Source organism: Thermoplasma acidophilum DSM 1728 (genome assembly GCF_000195915.1).
In the GTDB taxonomy this organism is placed as follows: domain Archaea; phylum Thermoplasmatota; class Thermoplasmata; order Thermoplasmatales; family Thermoplasmataceae; genus Thermoplasma; species Thermoplasma acidophilum.
The window spans coordinates 754,102-776,263 of sequence record NC_002578.1 but is presented as its reverse complement, the minus strand read 5'-3'; the positions used below and the strand labels follow the sequence as shown (position 1 = coordinate 776,263).

The 22,162-nt window shown below is 40.2% G+C and carries 24 protein-coding genes; 13 read left to right on the top strand and 11 right to left on the bottom strand.

The window, feature by feature from the left end; genetic code table 11:
- Nucleotides 1-48 precede the first annotated feature (48 nt).
- From TA_RS03770 to TA_RS03725, 10 genes are all read left to right on the top strand, one after another.
- Nucleotides 49-894, top strand: coding sequence for an ABC transporter permease (locus TA_RS03770; RefSeq protein WP_010901150.1), 846 nt, complete (start codon nucleotides 49-51; stop codon nucleotides 892-894).
- Nucleotides 895-1,854, top strand: coding sequence for an ABC transporter ATP-binding protein (locus tag TA_RS03765; RefSeq protein WP_010901149.1), 960 nt, complete (start codon nucleotides 895-897; stop codon nucleotides 1,852-1,854).
- A complete protein-coding gene (locus TA_RS03760) occupies nucleotides 1,826-2,515 on the top strand; it encodes a hypothetical protein (RefSeq protein ID WP_048161751.1) in 690 nt (229 codons plus the stop codon). The genes TA_RS03765 and TA_RS03760 overlap by 29 nt, the downstream gene beginning before the upstream one ends.
- Nucleotides 2,508-2,843: a MarR family winged helix-turn-helix transcriptional regulator gene (locus TA_RS03755; RefSeq protein WP_010901148.1), complete on the top strand. Its 336-nt coding sequence runs from the start codon at nucleotides 2,508-2,510 to the stop codon at nucleotides 2,841-2,843. The genes TA_RS03760 and TA_RS03755 overlap by 8 nt, the downstream gene beginning before the upstream one ends.
- A gap of 520 nt (nucleotides 2,844-3,363) precedes the next feature.
- Nucleotides 3,364-3,930: a cysteine hydrolase family protein gene (locus tag TA_RS03750; protein WP_010901147.1), complete on the top strand. Its 567-nt coding sequence runs from the start codon at nucleotides 3,364-3,366 to the stop codon at nucleotides 3,928-3,930.
- Between the two features lie 113 nt (nucleotides 3,931-4,043).
- Nucleotides 4,044-4,580 carry a hypothetical protein gene (locus TA_RS03745; RefSeq protein ID WP_010901146.1) on the top strand — a complete coding sequence of 179 codons (537 nt, stop codon included), beginning with the start codon at nucleotides 4,044-4,046 and terminating at the stop codon, nucleotides 4,578-4,580.
- Between the two features lie 133 nt (nucleotides 4,581-4,713).
- Nucleotides 4,714-5,334 carry a hypothetical protein gene (locus tag TA_RS03740; protein ID WP_010901145.1) on the top strand — a complete coding sequence of 207 codons (621 nt, stop codon included), beginning with the start codon at nucleotides 4,714-4,716 and terminating at the stop codon, nucleotides 5,332-5,334.
- A 27-nt stretch (nucleotides 5,335-5,361) separates the two neighbouring features.
- Nucleotides 5,362-6,075: a rhomboid family intramembrane serine protease gene (locus TA_RS03735; RefSeq protein ID WP_048161749.1), complete on the top strand. Its 714-nt coding sequence runs from the start codon at nucleotides 5,362-5,364 to the stop codon at nucleotides 6,073-6,075.
- Between the two features lie 171 nt (nucleotides 6,076-6,246).
- A complete protein-coding gene (locus TA_RS03730) occupies nucleotides 6,247-6,495 on the top strand; it encodes an ATP-binding protein (RefSeq protein WP_010901143.1) in 249 nt (82 codons plus the stop codon).
- A gap of 220 nt (nucleotides 6,496-6,715) precedes the next feature.
- The gene (locus TA_RS03725) at nucleotides 6,716-8,041 is read left to right on the top strand and encodes an ATP-binding protein (RefSeq protein ID WP_010901142.1); all 1,326 of its coding nucleotides are present in this window, start codon (nucleotides 6,716-6,718) and stop codon (nucleotides 8,039-8,041) included.
- A gap of 22 nt (nucleotides 8,042-8,063) precedes the next feature.
- Here TA_RS03725 and TA_RS03720 read toward each other — a convergent pair whose 3' ends face one another.
- The 8 genes from TA_RS03720 to TA_RS08425 all read right to left on the bottom strand — a co-directional run bounded on the left by TA_RS03720 (nucleotide 8,064) and on the right by TA_RS08425 (nucleotide 14,358).
- A complete protein-coding gene (locus TA_RS03720) occupies nucleotides 8,064-8,720 on the bottom strand; it encodes a cyclase family protein (protein ID WP_156778497.1) in 657 nt (218 codons plus the stop codon).
- A gap of 283 nt (nucleotides 8,721-9,003) precedes the next feature.
- Nucleotides 9,004-9,747 (bottom strand): hypothetical protein, encoded by a 744-nt coding sequence (locus TA_RS03715; RefSeq protein WP_048161745.1) that lies wholly within the window; start codon nucleotides 9,745-9,747, stop codon nucleotides 9,004-9,006.
- A gap of 28 nt (nucleotides 9,748-9,775) precedes the next feature.
- Nucleotides 9,776-10,528 (bottom strand): hypothetical protein, encoded by a 753-nt coding sequence (locus TA_RS03710; protein ID WP_010901139.1) that lies wholly within the window; start codon nucleotides 10,526-10,528, stop codon nucleotides 9,776-9,778.
- Between the two features lie 378 nt (nucleotides 10,529-10,906).
- Nucleotides 10,907-11,437, bottom strand: a complete 531-nt coding sequence (locus TA_RS03705) for a hypothetical protein (RefSeq protein ID WP_010901138.1) — start codon at nucleotides 11,435-11,437, stop codon at nucleotides 10,907-10,909.
- 589 nt (nucleotides 11,438-12,026) lie between these two features.
- Complete coding sequence (locus tag TA_RS08350; RefSeq protein ID WP_277770789.1) at nucleotides 12,027-12,158, bottom strand: hypothetical protein; 132 nt, start codon at nucleotides 12,156-12,158, stop codon at nucleotides 12,027-12,029.
- A gap of 913 nt (nucleotides 12,159-13,071) precedes the next feature.
- Nucleotides 13,072-13,794 (bottom strand): TylF/MycF/NovP-related O-methyltransferase, encoded by a 723-nt coding sequence (locus TA_RS03700; protein ID WP_010901137.1) that lies wholly within the window; start codon nucleotides 13,792-13,794, stop codon nucleotides 13,072-13,074.
- 159 nt (nucleotides 13,795-13,953) lie between these two features.
- Nucleotides 13,954-14,142 (bottom strand): hypothetical protein, encoded by a 189-nt coding sequence (locus tag TA_RS03695; RefSeq protein ID WP_010901136.1) that lies wholly within the window; start codon nucleotides 14,140-14,142, stop codon nucleotides 13,954-13,956.
- A gap of 63 nt (nucleotides 14,143-14,205) precedes the next feature.
- A complete protein-coding gene (locus TA_RS08425; RefSeq protein WP_394295371.1) occupies nucleotides 14,206-14,358 on the bottom strand; it encodes a transposase in 153 nt (50 codons plus the stop codon).
- A 1,384-nt stretch (nucleotides 14,359-15,742) separates the two neighbouring features.
- Here TA_RS08425 and TA_RS03685 point away from each other — a divergent pair.
- Nucleotides 15,743-16,066 carry a class I SAM-dependent methyltransferase gene (locus tag TA_RS03685; protein WP_048161740.1) on the top strand — a complete coding sequence of 108 codons (324 nt, stop codon included), beginning with the start codon at nucleotides 15,743-15,745 and terminating at the stop codon, nucleotides 16,064-16,066.
- A 399-nt stretch (nucleotides 16,067-16,465) separates the two neighbouring features.
- Here TA_RS03685 and TA_RS03680 read toward each other — a convergent pair whose 3' ends face one another.
- Both TA_RS03680 and TA_RS03675 read right to left on the bottom strand, forming a co-directional pair.
- Complete coding sequence (locus TA_RS03680) at nucleotides 16,466-16,906, bottom strand: glycosyltransferase (RefSeq protein WP_048161738.1); 441 nt, start codon at nucleotides 16,904-16,906, stop codon at nucleotides 16,466-16,468.
- Nucleotides 16,882-17,613: a glycosyltransferase family protein gene (locus tag TA_RS03675; protein ID WP_156778496.1), complete on the bottom strand. Its 732-nt coding sequence runs from the start codon at nucleotides 17,611-17,613 to the stop codon at nucleotides 16,882-16,884. Before TA_RS03675 ends, TA_RS03680 begins: the two co-directional genes overlap by 25 nt.
- Nucleotides 17,614-20,214: 2,601 nt before the next feature.
- On the opposite strand from TA_RS03675, the gene TA_RS03655 reads away from it, so the two are divergent.
- Both TA_RS03655 and TA_RS03650 read left to right on the top strand, forming a co-directional pair.
- On the top strand, nucleotides 20,215-20,418 hold the full coding sequence (locus TA_RS03655) for a glycosyltransferase (RefSeq protein ID WP_010901132.1): 204 nt from the start codon (nucleotides 20,215-20,217) through the stop codon (nucleotides 20,416-20,418).
- Nucleotides 20,419-20,522: 104 nt separating this feature from the next.
- Nucleotides 20,523-20,762, top strand: a complete 240-nt coding sequence (locus TA_RS03650) for a transposase (RefSeq protein WP_010901131.1) — start codon at nucleotides 20,523-20,525, stop codon at nucleotides 20,760-20,762.
- A 242-nt stretch (nucleotides 20,763-21,004) separates the two neighbouring features.
- Here the strand turns inward: TA_RS03650 and TA_RS07875 are convergent, their stop codons facing one another.
- Nucleotides 21,005-21,982, bottom strand: a complete 978-nt coding sequence (locus TA_RS07875; protein WP_052295722.1) for a glycosyltransferase family A protein — start codon at nucleotides 21,980-21,982, stop codon at nucleotides 21,005-21,007.
- Nucleotides 21,983-22,162: the final 180 nt, after the last annotated feature.

Here is a 22,162-nt window from a genome sequence, read left to right as displayed (position 1 = left end):
TTTGTACGCAGCAGCGGCTTATTATCGATACGCACGTTATTTGTTCCGATGAATGGACTCTATTCTGTAATTAGATACGAACTGAATCTGGATCTGAGGAAGAAGAAAGCAATGGCCGTTTTCGGAATGGTGGTATTCTTCGCCGTCTGCTTTTCGCTTTTGATTCCAAAATATGCCAACGGAACGTTCTTCACCTACAGACCAGAAGCATGGGACTGGATGTACACGGTAGCGGAGGAATTCGACACCATAGTTGCAGGCCTCTTTGGCCTCATAACGGGCGGGCTGCTATCAGTGGATTCGATCGCCGGGGAGTTCGAAAACGGAACCATATCGAGACTCTACTCGCTTCCGATCAACAGATGGGAGATCTACTTTGGGAAGGTCATCGAGAAGATCGCCATGTTCACGATCCTGTCGCTGATCACCATCGTGTTATCGATCTCAATTAATACAGCCGTGTCAGGCATCCAGAGCGACTTCAGCTGGCTGCCATATTTCATCCTGGGCTATGTGTTGAGCCTCACATCGTACGCCGCGATAAGCTTCATGTTCGGTTCAGCCATAAAGAATTCATCGCTTACCTTCACTGCACTGTTTGCTGCCTGGATATTTTCCGACATTGCCTATTTCTTCATCGTATTCAGGCATGGCTTCAGCCTCATCATCGATGCAATGCCGTACATCAATTTTTCAGAGGTTCTGCCCGCAGGCTTCCTGATGTTTCTGGATCATGGAGGAAGCATATCGCTGACCATGCAGGTTCTCGGTTCTTTCAAAACATACGAGGTTCCAGCGTCGCTTTATGTAGCGTCTATTCTCGCGTCATCGATCGCAGAGCTATCTCTGTTTCTGATGCTTGGTTATATCGTATTCAGGAGGGGTGATCTCTGAATGGAAAATGGCAATCTCCTGGAGGTCAGGAATCTCAGTAAGATCTATCCTGGTGGATCTGGTGTCAGAAATGCATCGATCAAAATACGATACGGTAGCATACACGCGCTTTTGGGTAATAACGGTGCAGGAAAGAGCACGACAATGAAATGCATAACGGGTCTGCTTGAACCTGACAGCATTGAGATATCATTCAGGGGCACTACGTACCCATGGAATTCCAAGGATCTGAAGAAGCACATAGGCTATGTCCCTGAACTGCCGGCATTTCCCAAGGTATTCACCGTACATGACTGCATAGTATCCTATGGCCGCATGATGGGCCTCGGTAAAGCGGAGGCCGTTGGACGGGCGATGCCCATAGTCAGCATTCTCGGGTTGGAGGAACACATGAAGAAGCGCGTATCGAGCCTGAGCCGGGGTATGCTCCAGAAGCTGGACATAGTGATCGCACTGCTGTCCGATCCGGACGTTATCATCATGGATGAGCCGACAGCCGGCCTGGATGTTTCTGCGGTGGAGGAACTGTTCGGCATTATCAGATCGCTGCGTGACAGGGGAAAATCGATTCTTATATCAAGCCATCAGCTCCGCGACATAGAGACAATATCTGATTCCGTAACGGTGATGGATTCCGGGCATGTGATCTTTGACGGGAGTATTAAAGATCTGTATGCCAGTGCAGGATCTGTTGAGGTTGTTGCGGAATTCAGCAGAATAGACGGGAAACTGATGGAAACCATTAAACGCATGCAGGGCGTTATGGATGTCAGGATGGAGGATGTACCCAACAGGATCAGCATTGCATTTTCGGGCAGTACAGATCCTTGCGGGTATCTGCGTGATCTAGCCTTCAGAGATGGGGTTTCACTGATATCATGCAGCAGATCACAGTCAGATCTGAGAACGGCCTTCATCAGAATGGTGGAATATGTCAGAGGACAGCGAAAAGATCAATGAGGAGATACGGATCATCAACAGCCATCTCCTGGAATTTCAGGACCATGTTCTTGAGAGGATATGGGGAATCTTCTACATCAACATCGGTGTTCTCATACTCTTCTTTTCCTTCTCATCCTCCTTGGCCAGTTCGCTGTTTCCAAGCGTTCCGGCAGCCATGTTCGTCTTTTCAGTGCTGGATTTCTTCATGGCGATCGTATCGATACTGCTATGGCGCAAGATATACGTGAAAACCACCCGCACGTTGGAGATCGCACCGGAAAACCTCAGATTGCGCATCCGGTTCATGGGCGCAAGGGCCGTCGTTGTGCTGCTAATCCTGGATGCGGCCGTGCAGATCATATCATTCCCGTACAGATACAGCACTTCTTTCATGCTGATCTCTTCCACGTTCAATTTTTTGGCGGTGGCCTATGCTGACGTTGCCATGTTCGCCAACAGCAGGAGATCTATGATCCGTACCAGGCGCCTGCCAGTGGCGCCGTTCTCCGCATTCATGGCCCTGCTTCTCGTCTCTTACATCTCCGACTTCCGTATACTCCCTGCCTGGTTTTACTACGTCGGTATCATCCTTCTGGCAGTTACTGTTGCACTGTGGCTGTTCACAGGGGCTTATTTCATAATATCCGCAGCTGGGGAAACGGTGATCTCCGGTGACTGATGGGAAAGAGATGCATGTGGATGACTCGCTGATCAGATCCATATTTTACGAATTCACCCGCGATCCCATGGATTCGTCCACCAGGATCATGATAGTGGTTGCACTGGCCATGAACGGAAAGATGAGGATGTCAGATCTTATGAAGCTCACCGGCTGCGGCAAGAGCAGCATATCCAATCATGTCTATAGGCTTGAGGATGCCGGATACCTCAAGACCAGAAAGGTTTCCATTTTCAGTTCCCCGCGGGTGATCGTGGAGATAACCGATAAGGGTCTGGAATTCTACCGCAAATACGTGTCAATCATATCAAAGCTATCCGGCAAATAATACGCTGTTTCGGCGTCGTGATTCCAGGTACTCCGGAATCTGATCTGCATTCCGGTAAAGATTTCATCCGCGGTCTGTTAAAGATCTTATATCTGCAATACGGAGTCTGGGGATGGTGATTTTTAAAATGCAACACAGGAAATGAGTTCTGAAGTCTATTTAAGGATTCCATGAATCGATGGTCATCCGAACCGTCCTCCCAGAATGATCAGCATTGTCCGTCGATTCTTCTTTCAGTTTGCCTTAATGGCAGGGGTTTTGTTGCAAATTTTCATCGAATTTCTATAAACGTGCATGCCCGCTATTTCCGAGCTTTCGGCTTTTTTCTGGCAGCATTCACTGTCCGATCCGGTATCCGCACGCACACATTATCCGCCCATGGCCTTTCCTGCATTGTCCGGTCTGGAATTTCCGGAAATCCACTGCCGGAACGAGGCTCATGATGATCGCTGTGATCACGGGCGACATACTTCCTTCCGCTGGAGGTGAAAAATATAATACAGAGATCGAATGATGCTTCATGGATAAAAAAGTGGCTACCGATAAGCGGAGCGCCCTATTGGTAATCGATGTACAGAAGGCATGGGATGATCCTGGCCTTGGACACCGCAACAATCCAAATGCGGAATACAGGACAGCTGATCTCATCAGGGAATTCAGGGATCATGGCCTTAAAATAATACATGTGCGACATTTTTCGTACGACGAGAGATCCCCATTCAGGCCGGGGATGCAATCATTCGAATTCAAGGATCAGGCTCTTCCGGCCGAGGGAGAAATTGTTATAACAAAGCGTGTTAACAGTGCTTTCATAGGCACCGACCTTGATGTCATCCTCAGGCGGCTCGACCTGCGAAGGATATTCGTGGTCGGACTCACAACTGATCACTGCGTGAGCACGACTGTCAGAATGGCTGGAAATATGGGCTTTGAAGCGTACCTCGTGGAGGATGCGTGCGCCACATTCGATCGCAGTGATCCATGGGGCAGGGTGATACCGGCAGAAACTGTACATTTGGTTAACATCGCGTCGATTGACGGTGAGTTCGGCAAAGTAATCAGATCATCGGATATATCGTATGAATGACCTTCGCCTGGATGGCCTATTTTTCACAATCAGGCTGAAATTTTGCATGAACTCCGTGATTTGTACTTTATCTTCTCACATCATGTATTTATCCACATTTCAAATATTTAGTTATGAAATTTTTCTACAGTGACGAAAAGAACGAGAGGTTCAATCCGGCAATGAGGGCAAGGCAGATCACCGATACCGGCATGGATGTGGATTACGATGCAATCTTTTCGCAGATCAAGGGATATGTGAAAACCGTATTGAAAAAGGAGAGGGCGGGAATCGGACTGGCCATCGGTGAGTTCGATCCAAAGGTGGCTGCCTTCTGGCAGGTCGGTGGAAACTACATAGTGATGAACGGTGCCCTTATAAGGGCCTTGGAACAGAGACTTAACGACAGGGAGGCGATACAGAATTATGTCATCGTCGTGCTGATGCATGAATACCTTCATTCGCTTGGATATACAGATGAAATCGCGGCAAGGCGTCTGACTCATACAATACTTGAGGCTGTTCTTGGCGGCGAACACATGGCAACGAAGATCAGCTCCAGGGATCTATGGGAAGTATTTCCGCAGCTATATTATGCGCAGCCAAGGTATGGCGCTCCGTTGAAGATTGTTGACCGCTTTGCCACCAGAGATGCTTCCTACATAGCATAGGAGAAGATTTGCTAGGGATCCTTATGCTTTATTTTCCTCTTTATGAAGGCTAAATTGCCAAGCAAACGGTCTTCATAATTTTTAAGAATAATATTTAAATAATACAAAGAAGATATTGTTATGGTTGTAAGAATTGGCTGATATCAACTCTCAGTATATAGTGAAGAAGGTCAAAGAATGGGCACTTATGAACTACGGCGTATCAGAGGAATCAGTTAACGTATTTTCCGTGAACAGGCTCAGCAATGGCTACTGGAATGCAAGATGCTCCTTCATATTTAACAACGAGGAAAAGCGTTTCTCTCTTTCCCTCGACAGCAACGGCGAAATAATATCATACTCCGATCTTGCGAAAGAGGGATCCGGTGACATGGGTTCCGCCCCTACCATGATCCTGATAGCCGAGGTGTTTTCGATAATAGGACTCATAGGATTTTTCTTGGGCTTAATTGTCATTCTCCTGGCAGCTGCTAATGCAGTCACAGTTGCAGGCCCTTCGGGAACTGGCACAGTATTTGTATTTCCACCGACTTTGGCTTTCATAATCCCACTCCTTCTTATCTTGATAAGCATCAGCGTATACATCCTCAGCAGGATACTGAAGATAAGGAAATACATAATGGCCGGGGATGCAAGGTCTGCCTTCGAGGAGGACACCGTGGGTCTTGGCGTCCTTGCCCTCATATTCAATGGCATCATCGCTGGCATACTCCTGCTACTCGCAAGAGACGATCTACGCAGGGCCTCGCAGTAAATCCTTTTATTTTTTCAAAGCCGATCCATGAATGGATTTAAGGGAAAATGGATAATATCTGAATCTCTGTTGTTCCTATTTGCGCTGTTTTTCTTTCTGTTGGGCTATCTGATCTCCTCTTATCCTGGTGCGGATAGGCTATTCAACTCCGTGAGAACGCCATGGGGCTTCTTGACCTCCATCTTCATCTACGACGGCTCCGGCAATGTGGAGTATTTTTTGATCTTCGCGATCCTATTCTCCGCTGCAAACATATCGCACGCAAGGGAGCTCAGGATAAAGCGCACCGCTGTTGCTCTGCTGGCCTCCGTTCTCGGATCGATCATAGCGAACCTCCTCGATCTTGCCCTCTTCTTCTTTACGGATCCGGCCGCGTCCAGCTATGGGCAGTCAGGTGTGGTCTACGGACTTATGGGTTCAGCCGCTTCAATGGCCCTTCTCGATATCATATTTTATATCCTGGTCGCAATGGGTCAGCTGAGGCACAATGATTCGTCCCCAGATCAAGGCCCGGTCGGACATGCCAGAAACATACTTTCCATTGCTTCTCTTGCGCTGATATTCCTCCTGACCTTTGTCTTCATGGCCCTGGATATAAAGGCCTTTTACTCGATAAGACCCGGGATCGATTCCTTCGTCCATGCCATGGCCTTCGGATCCTCGGCGATCATCTTCATCATAATTTCCTATACGCATGCTTCGGATCTCCTATGGGTCTCAGATCAGGACGAATCGCTGTAAAGAACGCCTCCGAAAAGCATGGGGGCTTTACATGCACGGATTCCTGCACTTTTAATCGGGAAAAAGCTTTGGCTTCATATTCATTGACAGCCCGGACATTGCTGATGAGTAGAAGCATGGCTTCAGGTAACTACTAGAGAGATCACACACTGCAAGTCAGGGCTTGTCGGTGTGTTTCCGTCAGTCGATCCGGAGAAATGCGAAGATAAGGGCGAGTGCGTTTCAACATGCCCCTATGAGGTGTTTGAATTAGGAATCAGGACGGCTGAGGAGATTTCAGAACTCAGCTTCATTGGAAGGATAGAGGCAAGAGCCCATGGAAATCGCATGGCCAGAACGTCTCACATTGATATGTGCCATGTGTGTGGAGACTGCGTTATCGTCTGTTCGGAAAAGGCCATAAGACTGCTTCCAAGATGATGATTCAGGCGGCAGCCTCCGCTTATCATTCGATACTATCCGCAAACCGATATCCGCATTGGGTCACTTGCATATTTCGTTCTTGTTCGGAGCGGCTTCATACTGAACATTATTTTTCCGCCCCAGGTTATTGCTATGACTTTGCAGATCCATCGTCGTCCGGCTATTAGTTTTATTAACTATACGAATAATTGAAATATTCGTATAGTATATATTACAAATGAATGAAAGAATGCTGTATCGATTCAATGAATGGTGGATCACCGGCACCGTCAGATCGGATCTCACAGGCAGATTCAGGCGCATGGATTATCCAGCCTTGAAGCGTCTGATCGATGACAGAAGCATCGTTCTCTTCTACGGCCTGAGGCGCGTTGGAAAGACAACGATCATGTACCAGATCATAAGCGATCTTTTGAAGGATGGTACGGAACCTGAAAGGATCCTCTACTTCTCGTTCGATGAATCATCAGGTGATATTGATGAGATGATCAGCCTTTATGCGGAAACGGTGTTGAAGAAGCCCATCACCGAAGCCCCCCGCATATACATGTTTCTGGATGAGGTACAGAAGGCAGAGGACTGGGAGAACAGGATCAAGATATTTTACGATCTCTATCCGAACATCAAATTCGTTCTGTCAGGATCGTCCTCACTCAATGTACTTAAAGGATCATCTGAGACGCTTGCAGGAAGAATTGTGCTTGTGAAAATTGAACCGCTGTCCTTCAGCGAATTCTGCAAGTTGAAAGGCCACGAAGTCCCGTACGAGAAGGTAGCCTATGCGAGGGATATCCTCAGCCCCATGCTCATGGAGTACATCGAAAAGGGCGGATTCCCAGAGCTGGTCTGGGAAAACGATCCATACAAAATAAGAAGCTATGTGCGGAGCATAGTTATAGACCGCATAGTGACCAGGGATATCCCGCAGGAATTCGGCATCCGGGACATGGATCTCATGAGGAGGCTGATGGAAACGATCCTGATGAATCCCGGCGTGATCCTTAACCTGGATAAGATATCCTCGTCATTTGGCAGAAATCGCATAACGATCTCGAACTTCATCTCGTACATGGAGTATGCCTTCCTCATACGGACAGTTTCCAATTACAGGCCCGGCGTGGAGGCCGCATCCAGAAAATTGAAGAAGGTATACCCGTATACACCTGCCTTTTATCTCGCCATGCTTGCCCCGCAGGATGCATACGATGCTGGAAAACTCATGGAAAACGCGATGGCCGCAATTCTTTCTCCGGGTTACTATTTCAGGGCAGGGAACACGGAGATCGACTTCGTCCTTGATCATGGCGGCGTGAGGATTCCAATCGAGGTCAAGAGCGGAAACTATGATATTTCCGACTTTTCAAGGGCCCTGAAGAAGATGCGATCGGATTCCGGCATTCTGGTAGACCAGGGCAGCATGGCCGTAAAGAAGATAGATGATACCACCATATTCCAATATCCGATGTACCGCAATGGCCCTATATCCGAACAGGATCATGGAGGAATTTCTTTCCAGGTCCGATGGATAGATCGGATCCTGTGAAGTGCACTGAATGAACGATTGCTCAGTCCATCTCCAGCGCCATAACCCTCGCCATGGAACCGCTGGCTCCCTTCATCTTCAGTGGCAGTGCAACCACGAGGTACGGCTTCCCCTCCTCGAGATCATCCAGCCCGTAAAGATCCTCTATGAACGGTATTCCCTTTGACAGGAGCTTCTTGTGAACATGGAAATCTGAATCCTGGTACGGCTCTATTCCCAGCGTATCTATGCCGACGAGCTTCACATTCCTCTCTATCAGGAACTCGGCCGCATCCTCCGTCAGGCCTGGAAACTCGTACTGGAATTCCCTTGTGAATCCGCGCTTCTTGTACCAGCCCGTTTCTATCAGGATTATGGAACCATCGTATTCCTCCTTCCATTTCTCAATGAGGTGCGTTGAGCGCACGAAGTTTCCATCCGGTATCGTCTTTATGCAGTATCCCGTACCTATGAACCGGATAGGATCGATCTGGTCGATCGTGATACCGTTTTCGAGCATGTGTGCCGGTGCGTCGATGTGCGTACCGGAATGAGTCGATCCGCTTATTGTTTCGATCTTATAGCCATCCCTGGCAACCGTTCCGACCGGTTTTATTTCAAGAAGAGGATTGGTGGGCCAGATCGGCATATAGGTCTCCAGCGGAACGGTGAGGTCATGAATTGCCTTGATGTGGATCATGATCATGCATATACCTTCCGATTAAATTAGCTTTCAGATCGATACTTCAATGCAGAATCCAGGCATGAAGCAGAAATCTTCAGGAAATGGCGCAAAATCCGTGCTCTGATCTGAAATCACTATGGCGAGAGTCCGTTAGTGTGGTATTTAAATTTATGCCAATACCGGCTTTGTCAATATAAAGTATACATTGTATCGATTTTATAGGAATTGAATATTGAACAATCCATGACATACATGCGTTCCGTCTGATTGCGATAACAGGCTTCATGAATATTTGAGGTCAGAATGACATCGATATCTGGCCCACATTCAGTGAAAAGCCTGCAGGTTCAACTACTCCTGAGAATTCGAGCGTCATCTCCGTGCTGTTGAACGGAGTTCCCGTGAATGTGAATGCTGCGTCATTGAGCATCCCCTCCATACTGTACCAGTCGACATTTATATTCGTTCCGTTGCCCCAGTAAGAATCGTAGATGGGCGCATTGTGTATTTGATACGTCTCTATGAATCCGAATGTCTGCGGGACAAGAGTAAGATTTGTTGAGGAATGCGGAGATCCACTGAATATTGTTACATCGGTCAAATTGTAAGTGTTCACGCTGAATATCATATCCAGCGGCAGTGGGGAATTGCCTGTGTTGTTCAGGGTGAATGCGCAAATCAGCTTATTCGGATCCAGTTCATATCGTATATCAAGCTGCACGCCGGGCATACCTATGGCCTCCGTGGCCTGCGTTCCAGATCCTGCCAGCGACAGGACATCGCTTGTTATGTTTATGTATTCGTTATTCAGGTAAAAGCCGACGGACACTACCCTGGTGTTGTTCTGCTTAATGCTGAAAAATCCTCGACCGCCTATTCCCACGGTGATATTCCCTGCTTTCAATGTGCGTGGAGTGAATTCATATGGGGCCCTTGAGGGTTCGGCCTTCTGGCCATGCATCGGAATGAAGTGCAATGCAAGAACCGCACCCGCCGATAAAACGATCGCGACCGTAACTATTGCGATGATCCTCCTGTTCATCTTCGAGCCACCGCCGCCATGAGGATCATCACTCCACCTCCAGAGAAAACGCGTTATAGGAATAATAACTGTTTGGCTGGGCATTGTACGGCCCTGTCATGAATTCCAGGTAGTCACCGCCGGGTGTTATGGAGATCTCTTCATAGCAGATATCATTCAGTGGCAGCTGATTGAAGGAGATGACTCCGGGGATATTCTGATCGGAATAGTATGAGACCTGCGGCGGCCAGAAGACAGGCACTATCGTGTAATTGCCGTAATAAGGGCTGGTGAGATTGTAGTGGTACGAGAAACCGCCAGCCTGTATGTAGTGCGCCATCCCGAGTGAGAAGTTGAATAAAATGTACATACCGTCAACATATGATATCACATATGCAATCTCCACTGTATTTCCCTCTGGGCTGAAGATGTACGTCATTGATCCGTTTGAGCAGACATCCTTCAGAACCACCGATTTCTGGACGCTGTTATTTATTACGCTCAGCTCCGCATATACGACCGTATCTGTAAAATCCGATCCATCTCTGGCGATGAACGGATGAATTGCGATGTTCATGCTCATGTTCGGACTGCTTATTATGATCCGACTTCCGTTTGAAAAGACGAAATCATAGCCTTCAAGGTATGCACTCGTTACATTGAGGCCTCTGACCGGACCGCCGGGATTGACACCGTATCTGTCAGCAGTCGAATGAATGTACCATATTGCAAATGCAGCTATCAGGATGAGAGCTACAATGATAACGATAAGCTTTATTTTTCGGCGCGGCGCTTCGGCCATTGTTTAAATAACCATACATTTTATTTAAGGGTTTGCAAATTATTTGGTGTGTGTCATGGTGCCTGAAAAGCTGCTTTTCCTGTTGGAGGCCGTTACAGGCCTGATTGGCTCTGTGCGTACCATAAAATAATCCTGCAGACTTGATGTGCATTTATGCGCCCATATACGTCATCGTTGTCTTCCGGTTATTCGCACATTATTGCAATGCTGGAAAATGCCATACTGAATATCTTTAATACCGATATAGACGATATAAGATCTGACATATATCAATACTGATTTAGAGGGAGAAATCAACCACGGAAATCATACAGAATATTCGGGCACTTCCTATTACTATCCTCAGATTCATTCCAAAAATTTTGTTACTGGCTGCATTCAATGTCTCATTGCCTTCTTTGCCAGGTTGACAGCGGAAATAACGTCCTCTTCGCTTATCTTATTTTCTTCGAGAAAATCAGAGAAGTACTTATCCGCCGCTTCCTTATCGATGACAGACTTCTTGATGAATTTCGGGTACATTGAATATGCTGTATCAATCAATTCTGGTAAGCTCATATGATTGTACTTGGCCTTGACTTCACATATCTGCTGCCTTTCAAAGTCATCTAAGCTGTTCCATATTGAAGCCGCAATTTTGAACCCCTTGTCTGTGAGTCTCAGTTCATCAAATGAGATTAAACCTCTAGACTTGAAATCGGTAAGGTCTCTAGAAAGATCCATTGAAAATGGCCCGTACCAGCGGGGCTCAAAATGATAACTATCCATCATATCAGAAAACGAAGCACTTCTGAAGAGAAGGAAAATTTCTTCCTGTAAATGCGTTACTGATGGTATCGGTTCGTTATTCTTCTTTGATCTTCCACACGAATAGATAAAAGAAAGCAGTAAATCGCTTTTCGTGACCATTTAAATAGTATATTTCATAGTTATATGGATTTTTATGAGGTCTTATGGGACGAAGCGCCGGCCCTGGTCCATGCGGTACCTCTCTCAAAGCCTGAACGAGGCATACGATCGCTCAGCCTTTGATCTAGTTTCAGCAGAATACTTATCCAGCAGAAACCATTTAGACCATCTCTTTAGCCCTATACAGGGTATGATGGAATTCCTGCATGTCATTTCAAACGTACTCCAAACGATTCATTTCAGATCAGGCTTAAATGGCTTCATCGTATAGCGATGTGCAAAACATGCCCATAGTTCCATGACGAAAGCCGGCGAAATCATAATTGGCTCTTTTACACCATCGCTAACTGAATAGAGATAAAATATCCATAACTCAGTCGATGTCCCCTTAAATCAATTATAAATTTTACATGGATAAAATGCATAAGAGCAGATCATATATGATGATGACTGATAAGCCATGTTGCAATACAAGATATCAATTGTCTCGTTATTATAGCTATATAATAGCGATATTATTGACAGCAAGACGTAAAGCCGGAAGTATAGAAGCGCGCACCTCTAGCCACTTCAATGCGGATTCAGGCCGTCATTTCGCTGCGGTATGGCCTGTATCTTCGATCAGTATACCATGGCCAGCGCTGGCCTGGGACGCCTTATAGTTTTCACGCGGATAACCTGGCGCGTACTCTGATTTGTTTATCCGATCTATCTGGAACATAACGGGCCTGCAATCGATTCATGACCATAATCATGCCGTATAACGATAGTTATACAGCGACAAACTATATCCAATCGGTGATAATAACGTTATCATTCACCAGATGACTTCAAGAGTTTTGCATATATATCCTATTTTCTTATTATATCGACTAAGACTAATTCTAGAAATATTTTTTACCTCCATTCCATTCAAGTTAATGCGTTATCCGTACTTAACTAGTTTCCTTAGAATAGGAATCAGATCACCATGGTATTCCATTATTTATCTCATCGAAGATTCCACTGGCGGCACCATCAGAGTTCAAAAGAGAATCATACTCACGACACTCACGGAGATATAAATAAGACGTCAAAAAAAGTTGTGATTTTAATGAGAAGCATATTATTGAATATATTAATAATCTAAATTTACCTTAAAGTCTGGTCTATTAGACTATTTTGGTCAAACGCAAGGTTGTTCAAATGTTAAAATTTGCCAATATTTTATATGTCTAACATTGGATATTTGGAAGCTAATTTTTTAATCTTTTGTGTCTATAGATTTGCTAACTTTCTACAGTTAACAGAATTTTAACGATCCTGACGTTTGGGTTCATATGCATTCCACTCCTTATCTTTGTTTTGATTTTGTAGAGGGCATGCCGTGATATCCTGCTATCCTTAACGTCTTTGGACTTCAATGATAGAATCCAATTATAGAATGCCCTTAATTCTCATATTCAAGGTATGAATCTTCATATATACCTAATATAGATGCCTTGTTAAGATTGTTAAATTCCTTGCCCATATATCGTATTCTATTAGCAATTATATGTTTCCTAAGAACTATTCCATCATCATAATCAAACTTGTTGTCATTGTATCTTATGTATTTAATAATAATGTCATTAAAGATACAATTTTAAAATTAATTATTCATCAATTCTATTGAATGTGAATATTTTTCCAGTAAAATTAGGAATACCAAAATTGTAAAATTGATATAATTGAAATCCATCCTTTAAATGTTTCTTATTGAATTCATCTATGGCCCTGTATTCTCCCTTTGATAAATTTCCCAGATATTCCCAAATATCATCAAAATAAAAAATCGTTCCATCTTGAGCGAGATTGTAAATCCATTCTAGGACGGTCTTCGCAGATTGATAGTAATCCACATCTATATTAACGATAGAAGGGGGATAATCAATTAGAGAATTTCTTAATTCAGCAGTCAACGTGTCTTCGTAATATCCTTTTATAAATTTTACATTCGATACTATTTCAGGCAAAATCTTCTTTATAATACTTTTGATTTGCTCAACAGTTCCTTTAAACTGTTCCTTTCGCCAAGCCGGATTTTCATTTCTTGGATCGTTATATTCAGGTAAACCTTCGAAGCTATCAAACAAAAATATGTTAAATTTATCCAAGTTAACATTGAACTGTTTTGAGATTTGTTTCAGTGCTTTTAGGAATGCCTTTAAAGAATTACCTTCCCCAGTGCCAAATTCATAATAATTGAAAGGAACAAAGTTCCATTTCTTATAGTGTTCACTAAAGATTAATTCCATTGCATAATATGAAAAAGAATAATATAATCCGTAATTTAACAATCCATAGATCATAGGAAATATCTTTCTAATATTATTCATTCAATTCTCACCATTGTTTTATCTTAAACTTTAATCGCTTTCCTATCTTTAATCTTTTTCTTTAATGCTATAATTTTTGATTTATTGATTTTAATTTTTTTTGTTTAGGGAGTCTTCTATGAAAAAAGTTTATCTAACATTTATGTAATATTATGATTCTTAGAGCTTTATGGTATCGATCACGTTCTTCGATATGTTAGGACGAAGGGATCTTATGCGCATTGACTCCATCTTCTTCTCCGTCAGCCTGTCTATCTCATCGTAGAAAGCTATATGCCTTGAAAGCATCGTCCATATGATTTCTGCTAGGATCCTAGCTATCGCAACGATAGCACGATTCTTTTCCAATCGCTTTACAAGCTTAAGGTACTTTATCTTTATCCTCTTCGAATTCGTCTAAGAGTGCTGCGTTCACAAGCACGAACCTGAGCATGGAGGGATCATGCCTCGATATGTGACCCTGAGATCATTCGATCCCGATTGATTCTGCCTTGGTACAAGGCCAGCATAGGGTGCTAGTTTCTCTTTACTGCTGAATCGGTGTATATCATTTATTTCAGACATGATCACTGCTGCTGAGTAAACATCGATTCCGAGAATTGTCATTAGCAAACAGAGATCACGATACAGCGGTTGGATTAAAGACAATCGCTTACAACCTCATGATCATATCTAACATAATGACAGGAGAAATGGGGAGGGAGATCACGAAAATCATAATTCGCTAAAAACAAGACAGCCTACTAGATCGTAGCATACCTCTTTGGCTTAAATAGTAGTATATATTAAAGGCATAGCTCCTAAATATCTTCGACAGAATTCCCAAGCAAGAGTATGAAATCTAAATTTAATCGAATAACTTTTTGCATTTACTAAGAATAATAGCAACATTATTGTTTTTAACGATTGTGAACTATCGAAGTCGCAGATATATAACGGAATCTTATAACTAAAAGCCTCATATCCTGTGATTTTTTTAAAAATTTGTGCTCTGCAATATCATAGTATAGTTTGCACGCTCAATCTGCATCGCTATTTCTTACAAGTTCTCTTCTCCTAAATTCAGAGCGATATCGAGAATTATGTGAATAGCTGCCATGCTTTCTGTAATCAGAAATAAAATTTTGAGCATGTGATAAATATAAGTAGAATAGGTATACATCCTAACCAACAGTTACCCTCCTAAATTCCTCAAGATGATCCTCGACAATATCTTTCTTAATGCATATGGAACTAGAATTAATGCTTAACTTATATTCAATATTGTATTTTAGAAATTTGCGTAGCTTTCTAGGTTTATGATCGTTCTTAAAAGACAAATAATCACCAGCCTGCATAAAAATGCCCTCTGGTTTAGACGCGTAAGCATTATGATAGAATTCGAAACGAATAGCGTTATAGAGATCGTATATTCTACTAAGCTTTATAGGAGAAAATGTATTGTCATTGTCCATAAAACAGATCAATTGACCTTAAGATATTCTAATGCCTTCAACCAATCTCTCGCCATTGTATGATCCATCCACAAGGACATTGATAATTTCTTTCCTGTCAAGAAATTCATCCGTCTTCTCGTCATCAAATCCTTTAACGACAATTATCTCATAATTTCTTCTATTAAAGTCCTGATTGAGTAAGGATATTATGACTTCTCCAATATATTTTTTCTACTATAGCAATTTGCGATTACGCTTATAAGAATATTGTCTATTTAGCCTCTAGCCTGAATATTGTATATAATTTTTAGCCTATAGCCGGTTCATTTTGCTTTATAATTTTATCATGTCTTTATGAAATTCAAAAGTTATTATAAACACGATTATTATTCGTATGTAATGGATATAATAGATAGAGCCGGGCATCTATTCGAAGGTGCTAAAATAGTCAAAGAACTTATAGAGATCGGATCAGAGCAGGCATAAAGCTTAAAGCATATGTGTTTCCGTTTATGGCAACAGATAGAAGAGGTATTAAAGTAAACATTGAAGGATATGGCGACGTGATCAGTAATTATCTGCTAGTTGGATATAATATTTTGTTTCATTATCGCAAGGAGTCCTCCGATCCATTTGCAGTCTTTTTATATAATGAATATCGGTTTTTAAGCAGACGCAAAGACCTAAAAGTACTGGATATAGGTACGAATATCGGTGATTCATCTATATATTTTGTTGTTAACGGGGCAATAATGGCTATTGCTATTGAGCCTTATCCTTCTAATTTTTCAGTACTTAACAAAAATATAGAAAAAATAATTTACAAAACGAGATAATTACAATTAATGCCGTTTTAGGATATAAAAATGATTATATATAATTAATGTTGATAGGAAAGTCAGCAAAGCTTACAATGTCGTTGAGGGCCCAGATGGATATAATATAGATGAAATAACCCTGAATAGTTTAGTTTTGCGCTATGATCTGGCTGATCCATATTTGAAGATAGATTGCAAGGATTGCGAATACAAGGCAATAATGGCATCCTCTAAAGATATATTAAGGAAATTTTCTAAGATGCAGATAGAATATCATTATGGATATAATGACTTAGTGGATAAACTTAGGCGCTGTGGTTTTAAGGTTCGTTATACTAAACCTAGATCTGATTATAACAGACACGCATCCAATCCAAATATGTCTGTTGGCTATATTTATGCGTCAAGAATATAGATTTAATTTTTTACTGCTAAGTTATACATTAAATTAAACAAATTCTCCGATACTTTTTTCCAGCTATAATTTTTCTCAATATAGTTATGTATTTCATTCTTGTTTATCACCGTGTTTTTTATATCCAATAATGCCTGCGTCAAAGATTTCTCATCAAAATCTGCAAACTTTATTACATTAAATCTTATAAAATCATTATACACACGATATATGTTAACAGTAGTTACAACCTTTAACCCAGATGACAGAGCTTCTAAAACTACGAGAGCATAACTATCACCTTGCGTCGGATACAGAAAGATGTCACATGATCGATAAATATTGGCTAAATCATTTTCTGCAACGTGTTTAAAATGTTTAACATTAGTGTCGCTGGCGCATAATTTATCAACTTCAGATTCCAAGCTGCCCGAACCAACTATAACAAATTCAACAGGAAACATTTTTTAATATTATTATAAACTTTTATTGCCATTAAAATACCTTTTACTTCCTCTAGTCTTCCAACAAAGAGTATTTTAGTCTTTAAATTTTGGCTATGCGATGGATAATATAGATCTGTGTCTACGCCATTGCTTAATAATATTAATGGTTTATTCCCAAAATACTCTTTAAAGCTTACATTATGAGGAAACAAATGAAAAGCAGTAATAGACGGCAATATAATACGAAGTGAGAGAAGTCTTGCAATTAATTTTTGGCTGAATGAATCAAGGTTATCAAAAGCACAATGATTGCTTCCAATTACGACACTCTTATGAGAAAACAAATTCGAATAATCATTATTGAATAAATATATAACATTGCTATCCTTCAATTGTTTTAGTTTTTTATGATACACTGTATACTTACAAATTTTTAATAGCATGGGTAATATAAATAAATTTAAAAGATAAGAAAGATATTTATTCCTAATGAAACCTAAAAGACCTCTATAGTCCTTTATCTCTATGAATTTGGCCTTATTCTTTATTGTTTCCAGATCAGAATCACTTAATCTCTGGCCACCGGGCATTAGATTTGTTTGTAAAACTGTGATATCAAATTTTGAAATGTCTGCATATTTTAAATAATAATATAGGGACTTTTCTGTACCCGCACCTGTTTTTATATTTGTGAAGAGAACAAATAATATCTTCAACTTATTCATCGATGAATCCTCCTGTCCATAACGTATATGATAGGTACTGATAAAAATATTGCTATCCAAATACTGCATTGCGATAAAAGAAAATCATCATAATTCTTCTGAGTCATAAGCATTATACTCACATTTGAAAGATTGCCTTCATATAAAAAAAGAGTTGGCAACGTACATATAATTATTAAATGGCTCGCTTGAAGTCCACGGGCCGGATATTTTCCATCTATTAAAGCAATTCTCATCTAATATTATAAGTGCATCCTTAGGAACATTTTTTATTTCTATATAATATGGTTTGATAGATATATAGTTCAATCTATCTATCCTACTGGTAATTACGTCGGCCACGGAGATATTTTTAATTTCAGTTGTTGTGCCATTGTTTATGTTTATGACTAGCCGTATATAAGCTTTCTTTGCACCGAAAGGTGCTTGAACTAGAAAACTGCCCTGCGTCAACCTTATTATATTGCCTTACCAAGGGTTTCAGGAAACATTGCTGCTTACATTACCAATTTGTGTTCCATTTAAACTGTACCATCCAATCATTTCTACACTATAGGCCATATTACTGCCTTCAATAAAATATTTAAAATAATAAAATGAATAGGGAGTAACACTCAAAATTGATTCAATCGAGGTTTCAAATTGTTTGCTTGAATTTATTATTTTATATGCATACGATTCATTATCGATGAATCATATATTATAGTTAATATATTCCCAATTTGTTATGTTGACACTTTTAGATAAATACTCTATATTATTTTCATAAAAACCGTATTTTATAGGATTTAAGCAATGATTCATTATATAATTATAACTGGTACCATTAGGATTATAAATATAAACAATTCTACTATAATATAAATTTTTATAAATGATCGATCCTCAAATATTTGCAATCTCTTTAAATGCATTGCTTTTATTCAAAAGAAGGGCCCATTTCTCTCAAGAACCTATTGGCGCATATGATAGTTGCAATAGTTATCCGTACTCAGTGAATGAAGCTAGACCGGTATAAACAATATTTGTATTGATGTTCGGACCCTTATATATTATAAAATATTCGACTCCTTCCATCGGGAGTGCACGTGCGAGTGGCGTTAAGTTTCCGTCATGTTCCATAATTGATATGGCACCACCTGCAGATGTTGACAGATTAACGTACGGTGTATCATCCGTCATAGTACCGATGGCCAATTAGTGCTTGTAAAAACAGAACCTGAATATATCTTATATCCAGACTTTATATTTGTATTATGATAGAACCAATTTGATAAAATCGTAATATTCTCAGGAACATCAAAGGAGCTCAAAAATTTTTTGCGAATGATTGTGTAGTTCAATGTCGCTGGGAAAATTAGTGTGGCCATATTTAACTAATATGGTAATATCAGAAAATATTAATATTATCGCAATGATCAAAATAATCGTGACTCTGTTTATCGATTTCCTATTTAATTTGGTTTTTAAAAAATTTTTAAAATAATGGTTTAATGGAATTTGAAAGAGAATGGCAGTCAAAAATTATCGTATTAGATACCATGATAAAACCGCTTGAGACAGACTATTCTCCAACTATAGAGATATATTTATTTACTACTATCGCGATAAGCTCTACATTAAATCTAAACATTATCTATACAATTGGTACTATAAAATTCAAAGACAAGACAGACATAATTATTTCTATCATCTTAACTTTTTTTCCTGAAGTAAATAGAAAGAAATAAGAAAAACAGTGATACAGCCCATATTAAATAAACATATTAATACAACTAGTATCCTTTAAAATTGCCTTCCAAATCGATCAAAATATCTTTAATTATCGGCGCACCGAAGTCCGCCACTGAGAATGCAGATGCACCATGCTCTGCAATGAAGGAGATTATAAGAACCATAGAATCCGAAATAGTTTAAATAAAATAATAGATAAGGCAGCCTTTCCAGAATTTAAGAACAATTTTTTCTGTTTGTATGGCTTATTGTCAAATATATAAGCATAGAAACAACTAATATTCCTTCCCACATTATTACGTCTGTATCAAAATAATAAACATACATAAATATCGATATCAAAATTAAATCGAAACTCAGACCTTTTAATTCAAGATTGTTAAATGTCAAATATAATAGATATAAAATCAATGGAGAAAAAGCATAAGATAGGACTGTTTCCCAGCTAGTGCTATACGTCAAAACGGCCATAGCAGGACTGAAAGTGTATATTAGAGCAAAAATATAGGAAATATTGTTATTATGTAGAATGGAATTAAAAAGTTTATAAGAAAAAATAAAAGAAACCAAAATATTGCAAATAAACCATAATGGCTCGCCTATGCCAATACCACCTATATGCAAGGTTAGCAATGAAGATATATGATTAAATAAGACGGCCAATATACGCCATATAATCTCCTAACCCCTAAAATTTCAAAATAGGACAAATACGAATTTAAGAGCCAGATCCCAGGATGTAAAAGAACAGGCCCAAAAGAACCCCATTTAAGGAAGTTAGTTTCGGAATTAAACCTAGAAGATCGTATAACATTTAAGGGAAGGATATTTGATGATGAACTTCCCCTAGTAGTTGGTTCTTCCTAGATGAACGTCCATACCTCCGTAACTGAAGGATGGGGCCTTTCAACGCTTGAGGCATCTGCTGCCGGAACGCCGACGGTTTCCTATGACGTGCTAGGAGTCAGCGACGCCATTGAAGACGGAATCAATGGTATAAAAGTCAAAAATGACGATAGAAAAGGTCCCTCGGATGCAGCGTTTCAAATTTTAAATGAACCCGAAAAATGATGGTCATCATCACTTCAATTTGCTAAAAATATCCTTGGGACAAAACAGTCAAAAGATGGGAAAAACTTATCATATAGATGTGCAAGAACTAGCTAAACAAGTAAATGGAGAAGCACGATATTTGCCCTAGTATAAGCGAATATAGCTATCATGAGATTTTAGGCTTTTACATCAATCCTGTTGAAAACCACTTAGCCTCCAAGAACATGCTGATCGATCTGGATGAACGCAGCGTTGAAGGGCTTCTTATTTTCATAGCGGAGTGTAATCTTGGAATAGAGAACAGAGTAATGGAGCACATGAACAAGGGAATTAGAAAATGTAAAGATCATAGATTTACATAGATCAGAGGACCGCACCACGATAATTATCCATCTCGATGTTGTCGAATTGGCAAGATGGTGGCTTGACAGGTCTTTGAGAGAATTTTATAAAAGCAATGACGTCACAATGGACATGTTCTAGGGCAATATACTTAATCTTACAAAAGATCTGGAAGCTATTTGTTAAATGATTCTAATAAAGTGCGAGCAATCTCATAGACTAGCTGTATGCAGATTTTAATAATTTTTTAAGAGATAGGTTATTATTTGTTGCTAAGAAAGAGAGTTAATTGCAAAGCCATCTTGCGATTAATAAGATATAGTAAGGATATCATCAAAAGTCTGTGTCTTAGTTTATTCGTATAAGCAATGTTTACCTTAAGTAATTCAATAAATTCCGAAATGACGTCCATTATTGGTTGTGTATTCAATAGTGATATAGCAAGTCTGTATTCTATAATATAAAGGTTAAGCCACATAGATATTTGTTTATCATTGGAATATTCCGTTAAACATATATTGTTTAGCATCTCAATTGTTGGAAGTCTGCGTTTAAGTTCCTTGATAAGAGATTCGCTTTCTTTCGATCCAGATATTCTATCCGCATGAAGTCTATATCCTGTTAACACTTGGTTATCTAAATAAATCACGCCACCATGCATAAGAGAGATCCAGAAAAAGAAACTATCTGGCATGCTCATAATTTTTCTAATCTGTGGCATGAAGTCTATCAATACACACTTTCTGATTGATATACAGCTTGAATTAAAGTCAGCCCTGTACTTTAGGGCTTTTGCAATAACTTTGGAAGATGAAACTTTTGATAATCTGATAGAATATTTTATAGATACTCTTGAATCATATATGCTCTTTTTATCTATGACCTCTGTTCTTTCGTTAATATAAAAATAATTATTGTGATAGTATATGATACTTGAATCAGAGAAAGTCTCTTCTACCACTTTGAGCTTATCTGGAAGCCAAATGTCATCATCATCCATAAACGTAAGAATATCACCATCAGCTTTCATAATGGCATGATAAAGGAATTCTCCCATAGAACCTTCAAGAATCAATTTCTTAACTTTTACCGAGACTCTTATATCTGATATATCGAAATCAAAATTAGACACCAAAATAATTTCATACTTATCCTTTTCTAAATTCTGATCAATTACAGATCGAATGGCTTCTTTTAGATATTCTTTACGATTATATGCTGTGATTATCACACTGATCATATCAATCGTAAATGCAATACATATATAAGCTTCTTCCAGCAGATCGCGATAATTACAGCGATAACCAGGATTCAATATAATTTAGGTGCGATATATAATCGAGGAAGAAACTGATCAGCTCATATCCTATAAATCCCATTATCAATTTATCAGGTACTGAAATATTAGTTTATTTAGACA